At 61.0% G+C, this 21,586-nt stretch carries 19 protein-coding genes; 14 read left to right on the forward strand and 5 right to left on the reverse strand.

Translation table 11 applies throughout. From position 1 onward, the window contains the following. Positions 1-48 precede the first annotated feature (48 nt). Genes DWY76_RS05645 through DWY76_RS05655 form a run of 3 tightly spaced genes read right to left on the reverse strand, consistent with a single transcriptional unit; the run spans position 49 to position 2,973 of the window. Positions 49-654: a cytidylate kinase-like family protein gene (locus tag DWY76_RS05645; RefSeq protein ID WP_097774644.1), complete on the reverse strand. Its 606-nt coding sequence runs from the start codon at positions 652-654 to the stop codon at positions 49-51. A gap of 54 nt (positions 655-708) precedes the next feature. Then, a complete protein-coding gene (locus DWY76_RS05650) occupies positions 709-2,073 on the reverse strand; it encodes a hypothetical protein (protein ID WP_005943502.1) in 1,365 nt (454 codons plus the stop codon). A 30-nt stretch (positions 2,074-2,103) separates the two neighbouring features. After that, positions 2,104-2,973 (reverse strand): DUF624 domain-containing protein, encoded by an 870-nt coding sequence (locus DWY76_RS05655; protein ID WP_243111951.1) that lies wholly within the window; start codon positions 2,971-2,973, stop codon positions 2,104-2,106. Positions 2,974-3,164: 191 nt separating this feature from the next. On the opposite strand from DWY76_RS05655, the gene DWY76_RS05660 reads away from it, so the two are divergent. From DWY76_RS05660 to DWY76_RS05715, 12 genes are all read left to right on the forward strand, one after another. Next, entirely contained in the window at positions 3,165-3,890 is a 726-nt protein-coding gene (locus DWY76_RS05660) for a lysophospholipid acyltransferase family protein (protein WP_005943505.1), read from the forward strand. Between the two features lie 25 nt (positions 3,891-3,915). Then, positions 3,916-4,668, forward strand: a complete 753-nt coding sequence (locus DWY76_RS05665; protein WP_120080312.1) for a hypothetical protein — start codon at positions 3,916-3,918, stop codon at positions 4,666-4,668. 3 nt (positions 4,669-4,671) lie between these two features. Further along, entirely contained in the window at positions 4,672-4,851 is a 180-nt protein-coding gene (locus DWY76_RS05670) for a hypothetical protein (RefSeq protein WP_005943509.1), read from the forward strand. A gap of 303 nt (positions 4,852-5,154) precedes the next feature. After that, positions 5,155-6,225: a prephenate dehydratase domain-containing protein gene (locus DWY76_RS05675; RefSeq protein ID WP_120020030.1), complete on the forward strand. Its 1,071-nt coding sequence runs from the start codon at positions 5,155-5,157 to the stop codon at positions 6,223-6,225. Then, positions 6,222-7,265 (forward strand): 3-dehydroquinate synthase, encoded by a 1,044-nt coding sequence (gene aroB, locus DWY76_RS05680; RefSeq protein WP_097776946.1) that lies wholly within the window; start codon positions 6,222-6,224, stop codon positions 7,263-7,265. The genes DWY76_RS05675 and aroB overlap by 4 nt, the downstream gene beginning before the upstream one ends. Before the next feature lie 3 nt (positions 7,266-7,268). Next, positions 7,269-8,414, forward strand: coding sequence for a chorismate synthase (aroC, locus tag DWY76_RS05685; RefSeq protein ID WP_120080314.1), 1,146 nt, complete (start codon positions 7,269-7,271; stop codon positions 8,412-8,414). Position 8,415: 1 nt separating this feature from the next. Continuing rightward, on the forward strand, positions 8,416-9,678 hold the full coding sequence (locus DWY76_RS05690) for a shikimate kinase (RefSeq protein ID WP_120080316.1): 1,263 nt from the start codon (positions 8,416-8,418) through the stop codon (positions 9,676-9,678). Further along, the gene (locus tag DWY76_RS05695) at positions 9,659-10,123 is read left to right on the forward strand and encodes a type II 3-dehydroquinate dehydratase (protein ID WP_097774636.1); all 465 of its coding nucleotides are present in this window, start codon (positions 9,659-9,661) and stop codon (positions 10,121-10,123) included. The genes DWY76_RS05690 and DWY76_RS05695 overlap by 20 nt, the downstream gene beginning before the upstream one ends. A gap of 21 nt (positions 10,124-10,144) precedes the next feature. Continuing rightward, positions 10,145-11,161, forward strand: coding sequence for a 3-deoxy-7-phosphoheptulonate synthase (aroF, locus tag DWY76_RS05700; RefSeq protein WP_097781196.1), 1,017 nt, complete (start codon positions 10,145-10,147; stop codon positions 11,159-11,161). 169 nt (positions 11,162-11,330) lie between these two features. Next, entirely contained in the window at positions 11,331-12,605 is a 1,275-nt protein-coding gene (gene aroA / locus DWY76_RS05705) for a 3-phosphoshikimate 1-carboxyvinyltransferase (RefSeq protein WP_120080318.1), read from the forward strand. Next, positions 12,598-13,461: a prephenate dehydrogenase gene (locus DWY76_RS05710; protein WP_120080320.1), complete on the forward strand. Its 864-nt coding sequence runs from the start codon at positions 12,598-12,600 to the stop codon at positions 13,459-13,461. The genes aroA and DWY76_RS05710 overlap by 8 nt, the downstream gene beginning before the upstream one ends. 15 nt (positions 13,462-13,476) lie before the next feature. Beyond that, positions 13,477-14,436, forward strand: a complete 960-nt coding sequence (locus DWY76_RS05715) for a WYL domain-containing transcriptional regulator (RefSeq protein ID WP_120080322.1) — start codon at positions 13,477-13,479, stop codon at positions 14,434-14,436. Positions 14,437-14,754: 318 nt separating this feature from the next. Here the strand turns inward: DWY76_RS05715 and DWY76_RS05720 are convergent, their stop codons facing one another. Further along, the gene (locus tag DWY76_RS05720; protein WP_120080324.1) at positions 14,755-16,800 is read right to left on the reverse strand and encodes an AAA family ATPase; all 2,046 of its coding nucleotides are present in this window, start codon (positions 16,798-16,800) and stop codon (positions 14,755-14,757) included. Between the two features lie 136 nt (positions 16,801-16,936). Here DWY76_RS05720 and pulA point away from each other — a divergent pair, with 136 nt between their 5' ends. Beyond that, positions 16,937-18,892 (forward strand): type I pullulanase, encoded by a 1,956-nt coding sequence (gene pulA / locus DWY76_RS05725; RefSeq protein ID WP_120080326.1) that lies wholly within the window; start codon positions 16,937-16,939, stop codon positions 18,890-18,892. A gap of 49 nt (positions 18,893-18,941) precedes the next feature. Here the strand turns inward: pulA and DWY76_RS05730 are convergent, their stop codons facing one another. Continuing rightward, positions 18,942-20,333, reverse strand: coding sequence for a trypsin-like peptidase domain-containing protein (locus DWY76_RS05730; RefSeq protein WP_120080328.1), 1,392 nt, complete (start codon positions 20,331-20,333; stop codon positions 18,942-18,944). Positions 20,334-20,527: 194 nt separating this feature from the next. On the opposite strand from DWY76_RS05730, the gene DWY76_RS05735 reads away from it, so the two are divergent. Further along, entirely contained in the window at positions 20,528-21,394 is an 867-nt protein-coding gene (locus DWY76_RS05735) for a GNAT family N-acetyltransferase (protein ID WP_120080330.1), read from the forward strand. Positions 21,395-21,586 lie beyond the last annotated feature (192 nt).

Below are 21,586 nucleotides of genomic sequence, written 5' to 3' on the forward strand. Positions count from 1 at the left end.
CACCCTACCCACGAATCATCGTTGTTTTATTTTGAAGTGCCCGGGCGGTCAGCCAAGGTTCTTCTCCTTGGCGGCGGCTGCGTCCAGGATCATCTTCACGCAGGTCTCGCGGCCCAGAGCAGCGTTGATGGCCAGATCATAGTTGTGGGCATCACCCCAGCGGTTCTGGGTGTAGTAGTTGTAGTAGGCAGAACGGTTGCGGTCGGTCTTTTCCACCTCGTCCTTGATGCCCTTTTCGTCCTTGGCCTTGACCAGAGGATTGGTCTTTGCGTATTCCAGCCGCCACTCCTTGGGGGCGTACACGAACACGCGCAGCACATCCTTGCGCTCACGCAGCACATAGTCGCCGCAGCGGCCCAGGATCACGCAGGGGCCTTCCTCGGCCAGCTGCTTGATGATGCGGCTCTGAAGAATGAACACCTGATCGCCCAGCGGCAGCTCATTGCCCATGGTGTACAGACTGTACAGCAGGCTGTGAGTATGCCGTTTTTCACTGGCGGCAACAGCTTCTTCCGAAAGACCAGAGTGCTTTGCTGCCATGGTGATCAGCTCTTTGTCGTAAAGCTTGATGCCCAGCGCATTTGCCACATCTTCAGCGATGTAGCGGCCGCCCGTGCAGTATTCACGTCCCAAAGTGATGATCGTCTTTGCCATAATGTGTTCCTCCTATGTCTTGATCTATAGCCCAAAGGCTTTGGGTCGGGCCGGTCATTCCGCCGGCTTTTCCTGTGCCTGGGAAACAGGTTGCTCCGGCGTGGGGCGCGGCTTTGGCAGCCGCACCTCCGCCACGCGCATGGCACCGGTCTGGTCCACTGCATACACGCTGCAGCGGCAGCCTGCGGCCATGATCTTTTCCGGGAAGCGGATGCCTCCCTCCGGCGTGCGCTCCATCCGGCAGAAGCTGCGGTGGGCGGTGGTGGCGTGGGCCACACCGTCGTGGCACGCACAGGCCACCCAGCCGGAAAAGCCTTCCGGCAGCGGGTCCTTCACGCCGCGCTGCTCAAAATAGTAAACGTCTGCCGTCTCGCCGGGCACCAGCTCGCAGCGCATCCGCAGCGGACGGTTGGCGGCAACATCGCGGGGTTTTGCCCGCAGGGCGATGGCGCGCCCGGTAAAGTAACGCATAAAGTCCACCAGTGCCATGGTGCAGTTCACTGCGCCGTTGGAATCTGCGGTGGGGTCGTTCAGCAGCACATAATCTGCCATTACGGCATCGTCGTGGCCAAAGCCGCGCAGGCCCATCCAGACCCGCACCGGGTCCCGCTGGCCGCGGATGCGCCGCTCCACCTGCACTGCCACACAGCAGTCATCGTGGATCTGGGCACGCAGGTCGGCAAGATCCATCCATGCCTGCCAGCAGGGGTAGCCGCAGCAGCCAGCGGCAGCAGCCGCAAAGGCCGCATTGGCGGTGGTGCTGTGGGCCATGTCCTCCATCACATAAGCCACTTCTTCGGGCAGGACATCCTCGCCCCAGCAGTTCATCAGTGCCGCCATGACCAGCGGCAGATCCATGGTGCGCCCAAAGCTGGGATCGTGGGCGGAAAGGCAGTATTCCGGCAGATAGAGCTGCCGGTTCAGCGGGTGGCCGTTGTGCTTTTCCCACGCCAGCGGCCGCACTGCCGCGGCCAGCAGGCGCACTGCGGGCGAGACCTTGTCATCGTTGGTGGAAAGGTTCACCTGCAGCTGCACGCCGGTGCCGCCGCCGGGCGTTGCCACGGTCACGGTATCGCCCATGAGGAAGATCATGCCGTCGTCACTCTGGGAATTGCAGCTGCAGCGGGGGTAGCCCGGTGCCCACTTGCCAAAGCTCATCCAACCGGTCCAGTTTCCTCCGGCATATACCCGGCAGCGCACCTCCACCATGGTGTTGTGGGGCGCAAAGGCGTTCCAGCTGACATTCAGGTTGCAGAAGGCCGGCATGGCAAATTCCGGCGTGGTGTAGCTGCCGTATTGCAGGCAGCGGCCCGCCACGCTGTCCAGCACCAGTGCACCGCCGTCCAGTGCCACATTGTCCAGCTGCCCGCGGGAGAAGGTCTCGGTGCCCTGCAAAACCAGATTATTCCGTTGTTCCATGGAGCACCTCTCCTTTGCGGAAGTTCAAATTTACTCTTCGGTGTCGTCGGTTCTTTCGCCGTAGTCCTCTTTGAGGGCGGCTTCCAGCTCGGCATCCTTCATTTTGCGGATGCTCTCCTCAATGTGGAACACCTTTTCAATATCGCCGTAGATGATCTGGCAGGATACTTCGGTCACGAACCAGAAGCCGAAGATCAGCATGAGCAGCAGGCCCAGCGGCATGCACAGGATCACCACGCCCCAGAACAGGATCTGCACGATGGCCGCCGCCAGTGCGTGGGGCAGGAACGCGATCATGCAGTTGATGCTGTTTTTCACGGTCAGGCTGAAGGGCTGATCCAGCAGCACCACCTGCGGCCACATATAGGCGAACAGCATCTGGAAGATGAGCAGGTTCAGCACCGTGGCCACCCACAGCGGCACGCCCACATTGGTGCCCTTGCTCAGCATATTGAAGCAGAAATACACAAGGAAGATCTGCGCCGTGACCACCACACAGTAGAAGATGCCCGGCGCAATGCTGGCCTTGAAGTTGCGCTTGAAGGCACGGCGATAGGTCACCCACCAGTAACCGGCTTCGTCACGCAGGGCACGCAGCACGGTATCGTACATGCCGGCCAGCGCAGGCCCGGCCAGAATGCCGCCTACCACCGCGCTTGCCAGCATGACCGGCAGGCTGTTTGCCAGAAAGCCGATGTACACCAGACAGATCACCGGCAGAAAGCCGATGCAGGCCAGCAGGTTTGCAAGGAACATGCCGTTCATATCACGGCCCACAAGCTCAAAAAAACGGCCCACGCCGGTCTTGCGGGGAGCATCCTTTTCAACGCCCTTACCGGCCTTGAAGTCATTTGCGGAAGGAAATAAACCCATGTTCGTATGGTACCTCTCTTCATCCATTGGGCCGGCAGAAAGCATTTCGTGCAGAAAGTGCCATTGTGCTGGCTTTACAACTATAAATATACCCGCATTTTGTCAATTTTGCAAGACCGCAGATCCTCCGATTTGTAAAAAAAGTGTTATTTCCCCCCTTTTTACAAAAAGTGTGATACAATGACAATGGCATATTTTGCCGGAGGGAGGAAAACGCAATGAGCATTTTTCGCACGATTGCGATGTTTATTTACTTATTTGGTTATATGATCGTCCATTATGGCGTGCTGCGCCGGGCGGAACGCGCTCTGGCTGCAGGCGACATGCAGCTGGTGGAAGAGCTTGTCAACAAGCATATCCCGCACTGGAGCCGGGGCATTTTAAAGGTGACCGGCGTTTCCTTGAGCGTGGAGGGCCTTGAGAATATCCCCAAAGATACGGCCTGCGTGTTCGTGGGCAACCACCGCAGCTACTACGACATCCCGCTTTTGCTGGCCAGTCTGGATAAGCCCCACGGCATCCTTGCCAAGGAAGAGCTGGAAAAGATCCCGCTGCTGAACCGCTGGATGAAGCTGCTGGGCTGCGTGTTCGTGCAGCGCGACGACCTGCGGGCATCCGTGCGTGCCCTGAACGACGCCACTGCCATTGTGGAGAGCGGCAAGAGCTTCGTCATTTTCCCGGAGGGCACCCGCTACAAGGGAGAAGAGGGCGGTGCCGGTGAGTTCAAGGCCGGTGCATTCCGCATTGCCGTCAAGACCGGCGCACCGGTGGTTCCGGTGGCCATTACCGGTGCACGTGCCCTGTTTGAGAACAATGGCAACCTGTGCCATCCGGGCAGCGTGCATATCAAGGTGCTGCCGCCCATCCGGACTGCAGGCATGAGCAAGGCCGAGCAGAAGCAGCTGCCGGACGCTGTGCGTCAGGCCATTCTGGCACAGCTGTAAATCAGAACTTGGAGGAAACTGCCCCATGGCAAGCTACCGTTACGAACGCGATATCGACCCCAAAGACCTCCAGCCCCGCAAACAGCGCCAGTACACCCGCAAGGAACGCTGGGCCAACTGGTGGGATTATAACCTCAAGTGGGTCATCATCATCGGCATCATCGTGGTGTTCTTCGGCTACAACTTCGTCGGGCAGTATTTCTTTACCGTCCATGCAGACTATAACGTGGCCGTTGTGGCCCCCCACTACCTGCCGGAAGCCACCCAGACCGCCCTGCAGGACGCCCTTGCCGCCTACGGCGAAGACCGGAACGGTGACGGCAAGGTGGTGGTAAAGCTGAACCTCTACACCATGGACTTTGACAACGAGAACTCGGATGCCTACCTTGACATGGCAGGCACCACCAAACTTTCCACCGACATTCAGGGCGCGCTGAGTTCCATCTTCATCCTGTACGACCCAGCCGGGTTCCAGCAGACCACCGGCACCCTGCGCTACCTCGACGGCAGCCTGCCGCAGTCCGACGCAGACAGTGACTGGTGGAACATGGTCTACCGCTGGACCGACTGCCCGGTGCTGGCGGGCCTTGATCTGGGCGATTACGCCTCCGATGCCGTGCAGAGCGAAAGCGGCTCCAGTCAGGAGCTGATGAGCCGGTACTATATCGGCATCCGCGGCGCATGGAACAAGGACTCCGCCGGCCTGCTTGAGGGCGGCGAAGAACTGTGGAACAAGCTGACCGCCGGGGCGGTGTCCACCGTCACCGAGGAGGGCTGAGCCATGCGGTTCCGGGTAAAGCGCGGCGGGCCTGCCGCCGGGTTCACATTTGACCGCACAGCAAAGCCGGTGCAAAGGCCGGAGCCAGAAAAGCCGGTCTCCCTTGCACAGGCGCTGGATAATCCCTATGGGAGATATTACGGCAAAGCCCGCAGCAGGGAAGAACTGCTGAAAAACAGATAATGTGCAAATAAAACTCCCCCAGTCGCCTTCGGCGACAGCCCCCTCGGGGATGGGGCCTTTGGCAGAGCCGGAAACTTTTCCGCTTTGTCAGCGGCTCCCTCTTTGAGGGAGCTGGCAAACCCGCAAGGGTTTGACTGAGGGAGTTCGTTTTCTATTTTGTTCTTTTTACACATATCTGATTTGAAATATTCTCCCCTTTGAAACGCCGGAGGTTTTGTTGTTTCTCCGTCCCAGTTATGGTATACTTACTGGGTATCTATTATCTTGATGGTATTTATCATACATGCAAAAGGATGTGAACCCATGGACGCACTGGAACAGGCACGCGCCGAGATTGACACGGTGGATGCCCAGCTGGCTGCGCTGTTTGAGCGGCGGATGGCTGCTGTGCTGCAGGTGGCCGAATACAAAAGAGCCCATGGCCTGCCCGTTTACGATGCCGCCCGCGAGACGGCAGTGCTGGAAAAGGCTGCGGCCCGCATTCAGGACCCGGCTCTGCGGCCCTACTATAAAGACCACGTGCAGAACCTGATGGACGTGGCAAAACAGTACGAAGCCGTGGTGCTGGGCCAAAACCGCGCCGCCTATCAGGGCGTGGAGGGTGCCTTTGCCCACATTGCCCTCCGGGCGCTGTTCCCCCACGCCGAGGCTGTGAGCTACCCCACCTGGGACGAGGTGTTTGACGCGGTGGAACGCGGCGATGCTGCCCGGGGCGTCGTTCCCTTTGAGAACAGCCATGCGGGCGATGTTTCCGCCGTGCTGGATCTGTGTTATAACCATCCGGCGCTGTGGGTGGTGGATGTGTACGATCTGCCCATCTCCCAGAATCTTCTGGTGCTGCCGGGCACAAAACTCGACCAGATCAAAAGCGTCTACAGCCACCAGCAGGCCATCGCCCAGAGCGAGACCTTTTTAAGGCAGTTCGGCCTGCCCGCCACCGCCATGGCCAACACCGCCATGGCCGCAAAGTTCGTGGCCGAAAGCGGCGACTCCTCCAAAGCGGCCATTGCAAGCGTGGAGACGGCGGCACTGTACGGGCTGGAGGTGCTGGTGCCCAGCATCAACACCGACGGCGACAACACCACCCGCTTTATCGTGCTCAGCCGCGAAAAGCCTACCGGCGGCAACCGGTTCTCGCTGCTGTTCACGGTGGACAACAAACCCGGCAAGCTGGGCGAGGTGATCCAGATCATCGGTGCCAGCGGCTTCAATATGGAGTCCATCAAGAGTCGGCCCATGCCTCATGTGCCGTTTGAATATTATTTTTACGTGGAGCTGGTGGGCGACCCCACCGCCGACGAGACCGCCGCGCTGCTGCGTGAGCTTGACCGCACCTGCCGTACCGTGCGGCTGTTAGGAGTGTATACCAAATGAGTGAATTTATCGGAACCAAGCTGACCATGAATCTGGGCGAGCGCAGCTATGACATCATCGTCAAGAGCGGCTCGCTGGAAAACCTGTACCAGTTCGCCCGGCTGGACCGCCGTGTGGCCGTTGTGACCGACAGTGGTGTGCCCGCACAGTACGCCCAGATGGTGGCCGACCAGTGCAAGGATGCCCACATCATCACGGTGCCGCAGGGCGAAGCCAGCAAGAGCTTTAAAATTCTGGAATCCGTCCTCAAGCAGATGCTGGAATTCGGCATGGGCCGCGGCGATCTGGTGATCGCCGTGGGCGGCGGCGTGGTGGGCGATCTGGCCGGTTTTGCCGCTTCCATCTACATGCGGGGCATCGACTTCATCAACTGCCCCACCACCACCCTTTCCATGATCGATTCCTCCATCGGCGGCAAGACCGCCGTGGATCTGGGCGATACCAAAAACATCGTGGGCGCTTTCTGGCAGCCCAAGCTGGTCATCGTGGATCCGGACACCCTTTCCACCCTGCCCCGCCGCCACTTCATCAATGGTCTGGCAGAAGCCGTCAAGGCAAGCCTGCTGGCAGACCCCGAGCTGTTCGCGATCTTTGAAAATGGCGACGTGGATGCCCAGATCGGTGAGATCATCTGCCGCAGCCTGCGGTTCAAGAAGAACATCGTGGAGCAGGACGAGACTGAGCAGGGCATGCGCAAGGCCCTCAACTTCGGCCACACCATCGGCCACGGCATCGAGGCCGTCAAGGGCATCAAGGGCCGCCGCACCGTGGGCCTTTACCACGGCGAGTGCGTGGCGCTGGGCATGCTGCCCATGATCGAATCCAAGGCACTGCAGAAGCGGGTGCGCGCGGTGTACCGCCGCCTCGGCCTGCCCACCCGCACTACTTACGATAAGGAAAAGGTGCTGGCTGAAATGCTGCACGACAAAAAGGCACAGAGCGGCCAGATCACCATTATCAAGGTGCCGGGTCTGGGCTGCTGGCGCGCCGAGACCATCCCGGTGGAGGGCCTGCGTCCCCTGCTGGGCATTGAGGAGTAAGCCATGAAAAATACATTCGGCAGCGACCTTTCGCTGACCATTTTCGGCGAGAGCCACGGCCGCGCCATCGGCGCGGTGCTGGACGGCATGGCCGCAGGCCTGCCGGTGGACGAGGCATTTCTTGCCGCCTGCATGGACAAGCGCCGTGCCCGGGGCGACGGCCTGTCCACTCCCCGGGTGGAGGCAGATACCGTGCAGCTGCTGTCCGGCGTGGTGAACGGCCGCACCACCGGCACCGCCATTGCCCTGATGATCGAAAATACCAACACCCGCAGCGGCGATTACGCCAAGACCGCAGACCTTCTGCGCCCCGGCCATGCAGACTACACCGCCTACGCCAAGTACCACGGCTTTCAGGATGCGCGCGGCGGCGGGCACTTCTCCGGTCGGGTGACGGCCGCCCTTGTGGCGGGCGGTGCCATTGTGCTGAGCGCACTGCACCGTGCGGGCATCGACATCACCACCCATATCGCAGAGTGCGCTGGCATTGCGGACACCCGCTTTGCACAGGATGATGCCGCACAGCTCTCTGCCCAGGTGGAAGCCCTTGCCAGCAAGCCCGAGGGCTTTGCGGTGCTGGATGAAACCGTAGAAGAACCCATGAAAGCCGCCATCCGTGCCGCCGGTGCGGAGGGCGACAGCGTGGGCGGGATGCTGGAAACCGCCGTCCTCGGCCTGCCGGCAGGCATCGGTGAGCCCTATTTTGACAGCGTGGAAAGCGAGATCGCACATCTGGTGTTCTCCGTCCCCGCCGTCAAGGGCATCGAGTTCGGCACCGGCTTCGGCTTTGCCGGGATGCGCGGCTCCGAAGCAAACGACGCCTTCCGCATGACACCGGAGGGTGCGGTGGTGACCGCCACCAACCACAATGCGGGCATCAACGGCGGCATCGCCAACGGGATGCCGGTGGTGTTCCGCACCGTGGTCAAACCCACACCCAGCATCTACAAGCAGCAGGATACAGTAGACTATCTTGCCAAAAAGGACGCACAGCTGTCCATTCAGGGCCGTCACGACCCCTGCATCGTGCCCAGAGCCGCCATCGTGCAGACCTGCGCCGCCGCACTGGCTGTGGGCGATCTGCTCACGGCACGCTACGGCGAGGCCTGGATGACCCACCCCACCAGCTTCCGGAAGGAGGACGAGTAAAATGGAATACGGACTCATCGGCGCAAAACTCGGCCACTCCTACTCCAAGATCATCCACGAGATGCTCTGCGGCTACCACTACGACCTGTGCCCTCTGCCCACCGAGGAAGAGGCCCGGGCCTTTCTGGCAAAGCGGCAGTTCAAGGCCATCAATGTCACCATCCCCTATAAGAAGCTGGTGATGGAATACTGTTCCTACATCGACCCGCGGGCTAAGGCCATTGGAGCGGTGAACACGGTGGTGAACAAAAACGGCCTGCTCTACGGCTATAACACCGATTATATGGGCTTTGCCCACCTGTGCGACGCCCACGGCGTGAGCTTTGCAGGCAAGACCGTGGTCATTCTGGGCACCGGCGGCACCCACAACACCACCAGCGCTGTGGCCCGGGACAAGGGCGCGGCAAAGGTGCTCACCGTCAGCCGCCACCCCGACCCGGAAAAGGGCGAGCTGAGCTATGCCGAGGCCGTTTCCAGCGGGGCACAGATCGTGGTCAACACCACCCCGGCGGGCATGTACCCGAATGTGGGGGTGTGCAATCTGGACGTTGCCGCCATGCCGGGCCTTGAAGCTGTGGTGGATGTGGTGTACAACCCCGACAAGACCGAGCTCATCCTCCGCGCCGAGGAAGCGGGCGTGCCGGTGGCTGTGGGCGGCCTTGAAATGCTGGTGGCGCAGGCGGTGTACGCCGCAGAATATTTTCTGGACCGCAAGTTCGAGGATGCGCCGGTTGAAATTCGGCGCATCACCGCCGCACTGCGCCGGGATATGCTGAACATTGCCCTGATCGGGATGCCCTCTTCCGGCAAGACCACCCTCGGCAGGATGCTGGCAAAGAGCCTTGGCCGTACCTTTGTGGATCTGGATGAGGAGATCGTAAAGACCGACGGCCGCAGCATCCCGGATATCTTTGCAGCCGAGGGCGAGGACGGCTTCCGCACAAAGGAAACTGCCGAAACACAGCGCTTTGGCAAAGAGGGCCGACAGCTCATTTCCTGCGGCGGCGGCATTGTAAAAAAGCCGGAGAATCTGCGCGCTCTGCACCAGAACGGTGTCATTCTGTTCATCGACCGGCCGGTGGATGCGCTGGCCGTGGGCGGCGGCAGGCCGCTTTCTTCCAGCATGGACGCACTGCGCCAGATGGAAGCACAGCGCCGTCCGCTGTATCTGGCAGCGGCAGATGCCGTCATTCCCAACAACGGCACGCTGGACGATGCCCTGCATGCCGCCATGGAGGCACTGGATGAAATTTTTGATTCTTAACGGCCCGAACCTCAACATCATGCGCTGGTCGGAGCCGGGCGTACCCGGTGAGCTGGATTATAACGCCATCATGGACTATGTGCAGGCAGGCTGCGAACAGCTGGGCATTGAGACCGACTGCTGCCAGTCCAACCACGAGGGCGACCTCGTGGACGAAATTCAGGCTGCAGCGGGCCGGGTGGACGGCATCGTGCTGAACCCTGGTGCCTACGCCCACTACAGCGTGGCCATTCTGGATGCGCTGCGCCTGTGCGGCGTACCCGCCGTGGAAGTGATGCTGCACGCCCCGGACGAGCGGGAGCCTTTCCGCAAGACGGACGTGGTGTCCTTTGGCTGTCAGGGCCACTTCATCGGGGAAGGCCCGCAGGGCTACCTGCACGCCTGCATTTATCTGGCCCAGCTGCTGCGCACCGACGGCTCCAGCAAGGCGCATATCGTGATGTAAAAACGAAAGGAAATTATCACCATGATCATCTCCACCAAAAAAGGGACTCCGAAGGACGAACTGGAAAAGATCGTTGACAAATTCGAGAAGCAGGGTCTGGACGTGACCCTGATCACCGGCAAGGACTACAACGTGTTCGGCCTGGTGGGCGACACCACCAAGATCGACGAGCGGGATGTGCTGGCAAACCCGTGGATCGACAACGTCACCCGCGTGTCCGCGCCCTATAAGCGTGCAAACCGCCTGTTCCACCCGGCAGATTCCGTGATCGACTGCGGCGGCGTGAAGATCGGCGGCAAGGAAAAGATCGCCGTCATGGCAGGCCCCTGCAGCATCGAGGGCGCAGAGCAGGCTCTGCGCATTGCACAGGGCGTGAAGGCCGGCGGTGCCACCCTGTTCCGCGGCGGTGCCTACAAGCCCCGCACCTCTCCCTACTCCTTCCAGGGCCTTGAGACCGAGGGCATTCTGGATATGGTAAAGGCCCGCGAGGCCACCGGCATGCCCATCGTCTCCGAGCTGATGAGCGAGGACCGCATCCCCGAGTTTGAGGAGTACGTGGACGTGGTACAGATCGGTGCCCGCAACATGCAGAACTTCCAGCTGCTCAAGGCCGTGGGCAAGATGCACAAGCCGGTGCTGCTCAAGCGCGGCCTGTGCAACACCATCGAGGAGTGGATCATGAGCGCTGAGTATATCATGGCCGGCGGCAACGAGCAGGTCATTCTGTGCGAGCGCGGCATCCGTACCTTCGAGAAGTACACCCGCAACACCCTCGATCTCTCTGCAGTGCCCATCATCCACGAAAAGACCCACCTGCCCATCATCGTGGACCCCAGCCACGCCACCGGCAAGGCCAATCTGGTCGAGCCCATGATGATCGCTGCCGTGGCCGCCGGTGCCGATGGTCTGGAAGTGGAGGTCCACTACGACCCGCAGCACGCATGGAGCGACGGCGCACAGTGCCTGACCCCGGATTCCTTCGCACAGGCCATGGCAAAGTGCCGTCAGGTGGCATGGGCCATTGGCCGCGATATGTAAAAGCTAAACGTCCTCGCCCTCTCAGTCTCACATTCGTTCGACAGCTCCCCCAGAGGGGGAGCCCTTGGCAAAACCGGAAACTTTGCCGTACTGCCAAAGCCTCTCACTTTGGGAGAGGTGGCATCGCGTAAGCGATGACGGAGAGGGCGAGCCGCCTAAAGGTTTATCTATGCTTGTAACAATAACACGATCCCCGAGTAAAATTTCCGGCACCATCACTGCCCCGCCCAGCAAGAGCATGGCCCACCGTGCTGTGCTCTGCGCCGCGCTGGCCGAAGGGCGCAGCCATATCACCAATCTGGAATTCAGCAAGGACATCTCTGCCACGCTGGGCGCAGCGGCACAGCTGTGTGCCCGTGTGCGTACCGGCGCAGACGATGCTGTGGTGGAAGGGCTGGGGCATTTTGTGCCCCTTGCCGCGCCGGTGGACTGCTGCGAGAGCGGCAGCACCCTGCGCTTTCTCATCCCCATCGCCAGCCTGACCGGACAGGCAGTTTCCTTCACCGGCCGCGGGCGGCTGATGGAGCGGCCTCAGTCGGTGTATGACGCTCTGTACCGGGAGCAGGGCCTGCGGTTTGAGCAGAGCGCTGCCGGGCTGACCGTGGAAGGGGCACTGACCCCCGGCGAATACCGCCTTGCAGGCAATGTATCCAGCCAGTTCATCAGTGGGCTGCTGTTTGCTCTGCCGCTGCTTTCCGGCAACAGCACGCTGCACCTCATCCCGCCGGTGGAGAGCCGCAGCTACATCGATATGACCCGCTCTGTGCAGGCAGCCTTCGGTGTGCAGAGCCATTGGCTGGACGAAAACACTCTTGCCATCCCGGGCGGGCAGCACTATCACCCCTGCGATTACACCGTGGAGGGCGATTACAGTCAGGCCGCGTTCCCGGCGGTGCTGGGGGCCGCGTGCGGCGGCGTGACCATCACCGGCCTTGCCCCGGAAACGCTGCAGGGCGATGCCGCCATTCTGGATATCCTGCGCCGCTGCGGCGCGGTGTTTACCCGCACGGCAGAGGGCATCTCTTTTGAAAAGGCCCCCCTGCACGAGGTGGACATCGACCTTGCGGACTGCCCGGACCTTGGCCCTGTGCTCATGGTGCTGGGCCTGCTGTGCGAAGGCACTACAGTCATCCGCAACGCAGAGCGTTTACGCCTGAAGGAGAGTGACCGCATCGCTGCCATGGAGGCCGAGCTGCGTGCCTGCGGCGGCGTGCTGGAAAGCGAGGGCGGCACCATTACGGTGCACGGCTGCGCGGACAGGCTGCACGCTCCGGCGGGTGTTCTGCATGGGCACAATGACCACCGTGTGGTCATGAGCCTTGCGGTGCTGGCCCTGAGTACGGGCATCCCCCTGACCGTGGACGATGCCGAAGCCATTACAAAAAGCTGGCCGAATTTCTTTGAAGCCATCAAGCCCTTGGGCGCGGAGGTGGAATATGCTTGATAAAACAAAACGTTATCTCGTGGTGGGCCTTGGCCTGCTGGGCGGCAAATACGCGCTGGAACTGACGAAAGCCGGTTTCCATGTGGACGGCATCAACCGCAGCGAGGGGCATTTGCAGTACGCGCTAGAGCACGGCTATATCGCCAGTGGCAAGACCCACGATTTTGAGGACCTTGTGAGCAGCGCCGACCACATCATCTTTGGTCTGTACCCCACGGCCCTCATCGAGTGGTTCCGCACCTACGGCCATCTGCTCAAGCCCGGCTGCATCTTTACCGATGTTTCCGGCGTAAAGACCGGCCTTGTGGAGCCGGTGCAGGCCATGTGCCCGGCGGGCGTGGAGTTCATTGCCAGCCACCCGATGGCAGGCCGTGAGACTTCCAGCGTGGAGCACGCCGCCGAGGTGAACTTTGCCCCGGCCAACTTCATCATCACCCCCACGGAAAAGAACACGCCCGAAGCCATTCAGTGGGCAAAGGACCTGGCCGAAGTGCTGGGCTTCCACCACATCTGCACCCTGACGGTGCAGGAACACGACAAGATGATCGGCTATGTGAGCCAGCTGTGCCACGCCATCGCCGTGAGCCTGATGTGCGCCAACGATAACTCTTCGCTGTGCGAGTACACCGGCGACTCCTTCCGTGACCTGACCCGCATTGCACGCATCAACGATAAAATGTGGGCAGAGCTGTTTTTGTGGAATAAGGAAAACCTCATCAGCGAGATCGACCAGTTCGATGCTGCGCTGCAGCAGATGCGCGCTGCCCTTGTGGCCGACGACCGGAACAGGCTGGAAGAGATGTTCCGTCTTTCCACCCAGCGCCGCGCGGCGTTCGACAAAAAACTGCCCGAATAAACCGGAGGTGCTCCCATGCCCAAGCAGGAAGGCCAGAAATCCAAGCTTTTGACCCTTTTGCGTATTCTGGAACAAAAGACCGACGAAGAACACCTGCTCAATGTACCGCAGCTGGTAGAGCTGCTGGAACAGCAGGACATTCTTGCCGAGCGCAAAAGCATCTACAGCGATATCGACACCCTGCGCAGTCTGGGGTATGACATCCAGCTGCGGCGCGGGCGCGGCGGCGGCTACTGGCTGGCCAGCCGCACCTTTGAGCTTTCTGAGCTGAAGCTGCTGGTGGATGCCGTACAGGCCAGCAAGGTTGTGTCGGCACGCACCAGCAGTAAACTCATCCATAAACTGGAAGCCCTCTGCTCCGACTACGAGGGCACCCAGCTGCAGCGTCAGGTGTACGTGGATGGCCGCCCCAAAAGCGACAGCCACACCCTGCTTTACAGCATCGATGCGCTGCACAGCGCCATCAATGCGGGCAGAATGGTGCGGTTCCGCTACAAGGACAGCGGCACCCGCACCGTCAGCCCGTGGCAGCTGGCATGGGAAAACGGCTGCTACTACCTTATCGCTTATCAGGACGAGAAAGAGCCTGCGGGCATCCGCAACTACCGCGTGGACCGCATGTCTTCCGTGACGGTGCTGGGCGATGCCCGCCGGGGCAAGGCCGAGTTCCGCCAGTTCGACCTGCCCGCCTATCTGCGCAAGCACTTCAACATGTTCGGCGGGCCGGAGCACCAGGTCACCCTGCGCTGCACCGCCGACCTGGAAAGCGCCATGCGCGACCGCTTTGGCAGAACGCCGCTGTTCGTGCCGGAGGAAGACGGTGCATATTTTCACTTTGATGTTCCGGTATGCGTCAGCCCCCAGTTCTACGGCTGGGTGTGCGGCTTTGGCGGCAAGGTGGAAGTAACGGCTCCCGCCGAGGTGCGCAAGGGGATACACGATATGGTGCAGGCCCTTGCGAAGCAGCACGATTAAAATGGCCTCCGCTTCGCTCTGGCCATCATCAGATGAAATGATATTTATAATCAGGTTCCGGAAAAATCTGCGGATTTTTCCGGAACCTTTTTTCACAGGGAAGGCCCGGACCGGGAGATGCAGCGTTTCCGGCAGGAAATAATTTCACGGCACCGTCCTGCCCTGTGGAGCCAGAGCGCCAGATGCTGCTTTCCGGTACGACTCCATCCGTGAAAAATGCAAACCCCGGCAGGCCGCAGCCTGCCGGGGTTTGCTGTTCCTATAAATAATTCTTCCGCTGAGCATGGCCAGAGCGAAGCGGAGGCCATTCTGAATCTCTCACTCCTCAAATTCCAGATCGCTGGGCAAAATCAGGTCCAGCTCGGCGGCAGGTTCTGCCACAAGGCGGCGGCTCTGGTGGAAGATGGCCTTTTCCAGCGTGTTGCGGGCAAGACGGCCGTTGCCGGCGGTGCGGCTGTCCAGCGCCTGACGGCGCTTGTAGTAGCCCAAAAGCGGGAAGGTACAGCCCTCGGCAAGGCGGTAGCCCTTGCCCTTTGCCAGCACGTTGGTGATGTCCAGCAGCTCGTCTGCCGTGTAGTCCGGGAACTCGATCTTGTTGGGGAAGCGGCTGGCAAGACCGCTGTTGGCGGTAAGGAACACCTCCATCTCCCGGGTGTAGCCCGCCAGAACGACCACCAGCTCGTCCCGGTGATCCTCCATGCCCTTCACAAGGGTGTCGATGGCTTCGAGACCAAAGCTGTCCTGCTCGCCGCGGTAGAGGCTGTAGGCTTCATCGATAAACAGCACACCGCCGAGGGCACTCTCGATGACGCTATTGGTCAGCGGGGCGGTGTGGCCGGTGTAGCGGCCCACAAGGTCGGCGCGGGTCACTTCCACCAGCTGGCCGCCCTTCAGCGCGCCGATGGCCTTGAGGTACTTTGCCACCAGCCGGGCAATGGTGGTCTTTCCGGTGCCCGGGTTGCCGGTGAAGATCATGTGCATGGAAAGGCTGACAGTCTTGAAGCCTGCCGCCGCGCGGCGCTGCTGCACCTGCAGGTTATCCGCCAGACCGAACACATACTCCTTGACCGCCCCAAGGCCCACAAGGCCGTTGAGTTCGGCGCGGATTTCATCTACAGCGCCCGTGTACTCGGCAGGCAGCAGGGCAGACAGCTCCTGCTCGGGCTGGTCGTTCAGGCAAAACCATACGCCCTCCGGCTTTGCGGTCAGGGTGACGGTGCCGGTAAGCTTTGCATCAGTCTGCAGGCAGTATTCACTCAGGGCACGGAACATTTTATCGCAGCATTCCGCAAGGCCCGCCGCACCCTTTTCCTTAGAGCACTGGGCGGCTACATAGTCCCGCACATCGGCCCCGGCAGAGAGGGTCAGCCCAAGGCGTGCGCTCACCTTCTGGGCCAGCGCATTCAGCTGCTGCGCCGCCAGCGCTGCAAGGTCCTCGCGGGCAAAGGCGCTGGTGGCGCACACATCGCCCACCGCCGCCACAAAGGGCGCACCGAACTTATCTGCCAGCGCGTCCCGGCCCTTGCGGGAAAAGAAGATGAGGTACTTGCCGCAGGGCGTGATGCTGTTCACAGCACCCGGTGCCAGCGCCGTGCCTGCATCCACAAGGATGCCCTCCTTGTTCACCAGATACCGGCTGGAAAGCGGCGCACTGCCCTTGACGGCCAGATCGGACAGCGTTTTCAGAAAGCCGGGATGGCAGCTCTCGTAATGCTCAAAGATCACGATCTCCCCGGGGGCGTGCAGGGCCGCATACAGATCCTGCAAAAACAGCTTTTCCGCACCGGAATTGGGGTAGAGGGCAAGGTCCACCACCGCAGTTTTGTCGCTCTGCAAAAGGCCCCGCGCCGCCATGATGCGGGCGGTCTCTGCCAGCGCAAAGTGCCGCCCCGTACCGGCTCCGCCGCACAGCAGGATCACATTGCGTGCTGCCGGGCGCTCGGTGCCCAGCACAAAGGGCCGGCGCATGGCGCGCACCACGCTGTCCACAAAGGCATCTTGCCCGAGGACGGTCTTTTTCACCTCGGCGGCAAGGCCCTCAAAGCTGCCAAGGTGCTCTGCGGTCACATCGGCAGTGCCCTTGGCAAGCAGGCCGTCCGCTTCCATATCCCGCAGCATCTGGCGGCTGTCCTCCAGAGCAGACTGCACCGCAGTGTCCTGCGTTTTCAGCTGGGCGTTCTGTTTTTTGAGCAGGGCATCCAACTGCTTCTGGTTTTCCAGCAGAGCAGCGTTCAGGTCCGGCACTGCGGGCGCTTTGGCCTTTGGCGTTTTGCTTTCCGGCTGGGCCGTTCCGCCAAAGCGCGGCTTTCCCCCTGCGCCGAACACACCGTTCATAAGGTTTTCCCAATCGTCGGTATATGCCATGGTTTGCCCTCCGTTTTTGTCGTTTTCTTCCAGTATAGTGTACCCGGACAGGTTTTGCAATTCCCTCTTGCAAAAAAGACCGCCGGTGTTTACACTTATATCTGATAGGAAATCTGCAAGAAGGAATGAAGAAACTATGACCGTCAAAACGCCCGCCGAACTGAAAACGCTGTACGAGAGCATCTCCTTTGACCTTCAAACCACCTACACCGGCCCGCTGGGGCAGGAATATGCTGTTTCCGGCACCCATCTGCGCCTGTGGGCACCCACGGCGCAGAGGGTGGAGGTCAGCCTTTACCGCAAAGGCAGCGGCGGTGAGCCCATAGGCACTCTGCCGCTGGAGCGGGGGCAGCAGGGGGTGTGGAGCATCTATCTGCCCGGCGACCAGCACGGACGATACTACACCTATACGGTCACGGTGGATGGCATTTCGCGCCAGACCGGCGACCCCTATGCCCGGGCGGCAGGCGTGAACGGCACCCGCAGCATGATCGTAGACCTTGCCCGCATCGCCCCTTCCGGGTGGGAGCATGATGTGCGTCCGGTCATCCCGCCGGAGCAGCGCGCGGTGTGGGAGGTGAGCGTGCGCGACTTCTCGCAGGACGCTGCCAGCGGCGTGCGCCCGGCATGGCGGGGCAAGTTCATGGCCTTTACCCAGCAGGGCACCACCCTGCATGGGGACGGCATCCACCCCACCTGCCTGAATTATTTAAAGCGGCTGGGCGTGAAGTATGTGCAGCTGATGCCCATTTTCGACTTTGGCAGCGTGGACGAGGCAAAGCCGCTGCTGCGGCAGTACAACTGGGGCTATGACCCCACCAACTACAATGTGCCCGAAGGCAGCTATTCCACCGACCCCACCCGCGGCGAGGTGCGCATCCGGGAGTGCAGGGAAATGATCGCAGCCCTGCACGCGGCGGGCATCGGTGTGGTGATGGATGTGGTGTATAACCACATGTACCGCAATGAGAACCCGCTGAACGACACCGTGCCCTGCTACTTTTTCCGCCAGAACGAGGACGGCAGCTTTTCCAACGGCAGCGGCTGCGGCAACGAATTTGCCAGCGAGCGGCCCATGGCCCGGCGGTATATGATCGATTCCATCCTCTATTGGGCGCAGGAATACCACATCGACGGCTTCCGGTTCGACCTGATGGGTCTGTACGACGTGGAGACCATCAATGCGGTGCGCGCCGCGCTGGATACGCTGCCCGACGGGCGGGATATCCTGATGTACGGCGAGCCGTGGCAGGGCGGCGGCAGCCAGCTGCACCGGTACGAGGCCAACAAGGCGAATCTGGCCATGCTGAACGAGCGCATCGGCATCTTCTGCGACGACACCCGCGACACCATCAAGGGCGGCTGCTTCAACGCCCGGGAGCCGGGCTATGTGGAGGGCAGGCCCGGCAGCTTCTGGGACATCGGCGGCGCGGTGGCGGCATGGTGCCGCAGCGACCGTCTGCCGCCCCACGCGCCCAGCCAGATCGTGAGCTATGTTTCCGCCCACGACAACTTCACCCTGTGGGACAAGCTGCTGCTGGTGCGGTACGAAAAGCCGGAGTTCACGGCGGCAGACGGCACAGCCCTTGCCCAGAACCGGCTGGCGGCGGGCATTTACCTGACCAGCTTCGGCCTGCCTTTCCTGCAGGCGGGCGAGGAGTTTGCCCGCACCAAAAAAGGGAAGGGCAACAGCTACCGCTCTTCGCCTGCGCTGAACCGGCTGGACTGGGAGCGGGCCGAAAAATATCATGCACTGGTGGACTACTACCGCGGCCTGCTGGCGCTGCGGGCAAGGTTTCCGCGGCTTTCCAGCACCGACCCCCACGCGCCGGATGCCCTGTATTTTTTCTCACTGGAGCAGCCGCTGGTGGGCTGGCAGCTGCCCGCCCAGTGGGGCGACGGCGCAGCATGGCAGGCGCTGTGCGTGTTCTATAACCCCACCGAGACCAGCAAAGCCGTGCCGCTGCCGGTTGGGCGCTGGCAGATGCTGAGCGACGGCATCTCGTCCAGCCTGTGGCGCGGCCCGGCAAGAGTGTATGAGCACGAGGCCGTGCTGATGCCTTACAGTGCCACCATCTTTGGACAGATATAAAAACAGGAGCGGATGGAAAACTCTCATCCGCTCCTGTTTTCTATTTTGCTCAGCTGTTGGAAGCCGTCTTTTCGCCCAGTGTCACATTGACCGTCTGCATCTGGCCGTCGCGTGCAATGGTGATGGAAAGCGTATCGCCTGCTGCGTGCTTCTGCATCAGGGTGCCAAGGTCGTCCTTGGAGGCGATCTCGGTGCCGTCCACGCTCACGATGCGGTCACCGGCCTGCAGGCCTGCCTTTTCGGCAGGGCCGCCCTTGACCACCTCCACAACGTAAACGCCGTAGGCATTCACGCCCAGCTGAGCAGCAGTCTGTGCGTCGGTCACGGCCAGATAGGTGATGCCCAAATAAGGCCGTCCGGTCACATAGCCGTTCTCCAGCAGTTCCTGTGCCACCTTGATGGCATCGTTGATGGGGATGGCAAAGCCCAGACCCTCTGCATCGCTGGAAGAGGATTTTGCGTTCACAATGCCGACCAGCTCACCGTTCATATTGAACAGGCCGCCGCCGGAGTTGCCGGGGCTGACCGAAGCATCCATCTGGATCAGGGACATGGTGTTCACAGAGCTGCTGCCCTGAATGGTGACGCTGCGGTTCAAAGCGCTGATCATGCCGCCGGTCACGGTGCCGCCCAGCTCACCCAGCGGGTTGCCCACAGCCATCACGCTCTGGCCCACCTTCAGGCTGTCGCTGTTGCCCACGGTGGCGGGGGTCAGGCCGTCAGCATCGATCTTGATGACCGCGATATCGCTGGTGGTATCTTCGCCCACAAGGGTGGCGGTGTAGTCCTTGTCACCAATGGTAACGGTGATGGTGGAAGCGCCGTCCACCACATGTGCACAGGTGAGGATGTAGCCGTCCGAGCTGATGATCACGCCGCTGCCGGCACCGCTCTCCACCTGATTCTGGCCGTACCACGACCACTGAGAGTAGACCACCTGCTCCGTAGTGATGACCACCACGCTGGGGCTGACCAGATCAGCCACCTGCTCGGTGTTCAGGCCGGTGCCGGTGCTGGACGCTGCGGTGATGGAACTATCCGAACCGGATGCACTGTCGGCCGTAGAGGAAGGTGCCACCTGCTGAATGACCACCTTGCCGCTGCCTCCAAACTTTGCCCCCACAAAGCCGCCCGCAAAGCCCATGGCTGCGGCCAGCACCAGCGCCACGGCGCTGCGTGCAACGCGCTTGCCATTGAACTTTTTCTTCTTTTTAGGGGGCTGCGCGTCCTGCGGCTGTACCGGATGTACCGGCGGCGTTGCACCGCCTGCGCCGTTGTCTGTCTGCGGGGCGGTGTAAGCGGTCTCCGGTTCCGGCTGCGGGTCGTTGTACTGGTTGGCGGTGTTCATGCCGCTGCTGCCCACATTGGGATAACCGGTATCTCCGCTTTCGTTTTTATCCTGAGAGGAATAATCATATTCCCATTTGTTCTCATTGTCCATGCTGATACTTCCTTTCCGTAAGGGATACGTCCACAGGAGCCCTGTTCCTTTGAACTGCTCCTATTGTAACCGTCAATTGTGAAAATCAATCGCGCGCGCCGTGAAGAAACTGTGAAAAAAAGACGCACTTTCCGCCCTTGACAGAGGCCTTTGCGCTTGCTATTGTAAAAGCGTAAATTCAGGAGGAACACACCATGGAACTGCACCGCACAGACGAGGGCTTTGCCCTCTATAAGGAAAAAACACAGATCGGCTTCTGCGCGCTCACGCCCGCCGCAAAGGGGGCTGCCATCACCGCGTTTGGCATCGAACCGCAGTGGCGGCGCAAAGGCTACGGCTCCTATCTATTAAAAGAAACTTTGCGCGCCTACGCCGGATACGACCGCGAAAAGGCTACCGTATTTACCGCCCCGCTGCCCGCCGATGCCGCAGAGCTTGCGTTCTGGGCAAAGTTCGGCTTTGCGGCAGAAGGCAGGCAGCTGGTGCGCCGCCGCACGCCGGACCTGACCGCCGTCAAGTTCGTGCAGGACTTTCTGGCCGCGCGGCTGGCACAGCCGCGCCTTTGCATCGATGCTACCTGCGGCAACGGCGGCGACACGGCCTTCCTGTGCGGCATCACCGCGCCGGAAGGAAAGGTAGTCGGCTTTGACGTGCAGGAAGCTGCCATTGCATCCACCCGGAAGCATCTGGAGCAGCTGGGCGTGTCTGCCGCCCGGTATGAGCTGCACTGCCAGAGCCACGCAGACCTTTTACAGATTGTGCAGCCCGGCACGGCAGATGCGGTGATGTTCAACTTTGGCTGGCTGCCCGGGGCCGACCACGCAGTGTTCTCCACCGCGCAGAGCAGCATCCCCGCCCTGCAGGCGGCTTTGGAAGCCGTGCGCCCCGGCGGCGTGGTGAGCGCCATCCTCTACAGCGGGCAGGTCATCGGCACGGATGAAAAGCAGACGGTGCTGGAATATCTCCGGGCACTTCCGCTCAAAAGTTTTACCGTTCTGGTGTGTGATTTTGCCAACTGGGCCGAAACCGCCCCTCTGCCCTGCATCATCCTGAAAAAATAACGAAAACACTTGCATTATGGAGCGTTTTCGGATAAAATAGGGTACGTATGTGTAAAAAGACGGCCTCGCCCTCTCCGTCTTTGCTTCGCAAATCCACCTCTCCCAAAGGGAGAGGCCTTGGCAAAAAGATGCACTTTGCGTGGACTGCCAAGGGCTCCCACTTTGGGGGAGCTGGCGCGTTAGCGCCTGAGA

The organism is Faecalibacterium sp. AF27-11BH (assembly GCF_003603005.1).
GTDB lineage: Bacteria > Bacillota > Clostridia > Oscillospirales > Ruminococcaceae > Faecalibacterium > Faecalibacterium taiwanense.

Coding starts and splice junctions, on each gene's coding strand:
- aroC (WP_120080314.1), top strand. CDS start 7,269: ATGAAAAATACATTCGGCAGCGACCTTTCGCTGACCATTTTCGGCGAG.
- DWY76_RS05655 (WP_243111951.1), bottom strand. CDS start 2,973: ATGGATGAAGAGAGGTACCATACGAACATGGGTTTATTTCCTTCCGCA.
- aroB (WP_097776946.1), top strand. CDS start 6,222: ATGAGTGAATTTATCGGAACCAAGCTGACCATGAATCTGGGCGAGCGC.
- DWY76_RS05660 (WP_005943505.1), top strand. CDS start 3,165: ATGAGCATTTTTCGCACGATTGCGATGTTTATTTACTTATTTGGTTAT.
- DWY76_RS05670 (WP_005943509.1), top strand. CDS start 4,672: ATGCGGTTCCGGGTAAAGCGCGGCGGGCCTGCCGCCGGGTTCACATTT.
- DWY76_RS05720 (WP_120080324.1), bottom strand. CDS start 16,800: ATGGCATATACCGACGATTGGGAAAACCTTATGAACGGTGTGTTCGGC.
- aroF (WP_097781196.1), top strand. CDS start 10,145: ATGATCATCTCCACCAAAAAAGGGACTCCGAAGGACGAACTGGAAAAG.
- DWY76_RS05715 (WP_120080322.1), top strand. CDS start 13,477: ATGCCCAAGCAGGAAGGCCAGAAATCCAAGCTTTTGACCCTTTTGCGT.
- DWY76_RS05690 (WP_120080316.1), top strand. CDS start 8,416: ATGGAATACGGACTCATCGGCGCAAAACTCGGCCACTCCTACTCCAAG.
- DWY76_RS05710 (WP_120080320.1), top strand. CDS start 12,598: ATGCTTGATAAAACAAAACGTTATCTCGTGGTGGGCCTTGGCCTGCTG.
- DWY76_RS05735 (WP_120080330.1), top strand. CDS start 20,528: ATGGAACTGCACCGCACAGACGAGGGCTTTGCCCTCTATAAGGAAAAA.
- DWY76_RS05665 (WP_120080312.1), top strand. CDS start 3,916: ATGGCAAGCTACCGTTACGAACGCGATATCGACCCCAAAGACCTCCAG.
- DWY76_RS05675 (WP_120020030.1), top strand. CDS start 5,155: ATGGACGCACTGGAACAGGCACGCGCCGAGATTGACACGGTGGATGCC.
- DWY76_RS05695 (WP_097774636.1), top strand. CDS start 9,659: ATGAAATTTTTGATTCTTAACGGCCCGAACCTCAACATCATGCGCTGG.
- pulA (WP_120080326.1), top strand. CDS start 16,937: ATGACCGTCAAAACGCCCGCCGAACTGAAAACGCTGTACGAGAGCATC.
- DWY76_RS05730 (WP_120080328.1), bottom strand. CDS start 20,333: ATGGACAATGAGAACAAATGGGAATATGATTATTCCTCTCAGGATAAA.
- aroA (WP_120080318.1), top strand. CDS start 11,331: ATGCTTGTAACAATAACACGATCCCCGAGTAAAATTTCCGGCACCATC.
- DWY76_RS05650 (WP_005943502.1), bottom strand. CDS start 2,073: ATGGAACAACGGAATAATCTGGTTTTGCAGGGCACCGAGACCTTCTCC.
- DWY76_RS05645 (WP_097774644.1), bottom strand. CDS start 654: ATGGCAAAGACGATCATCACTTTGGGACGTGAATACTGCACGGGCGGC.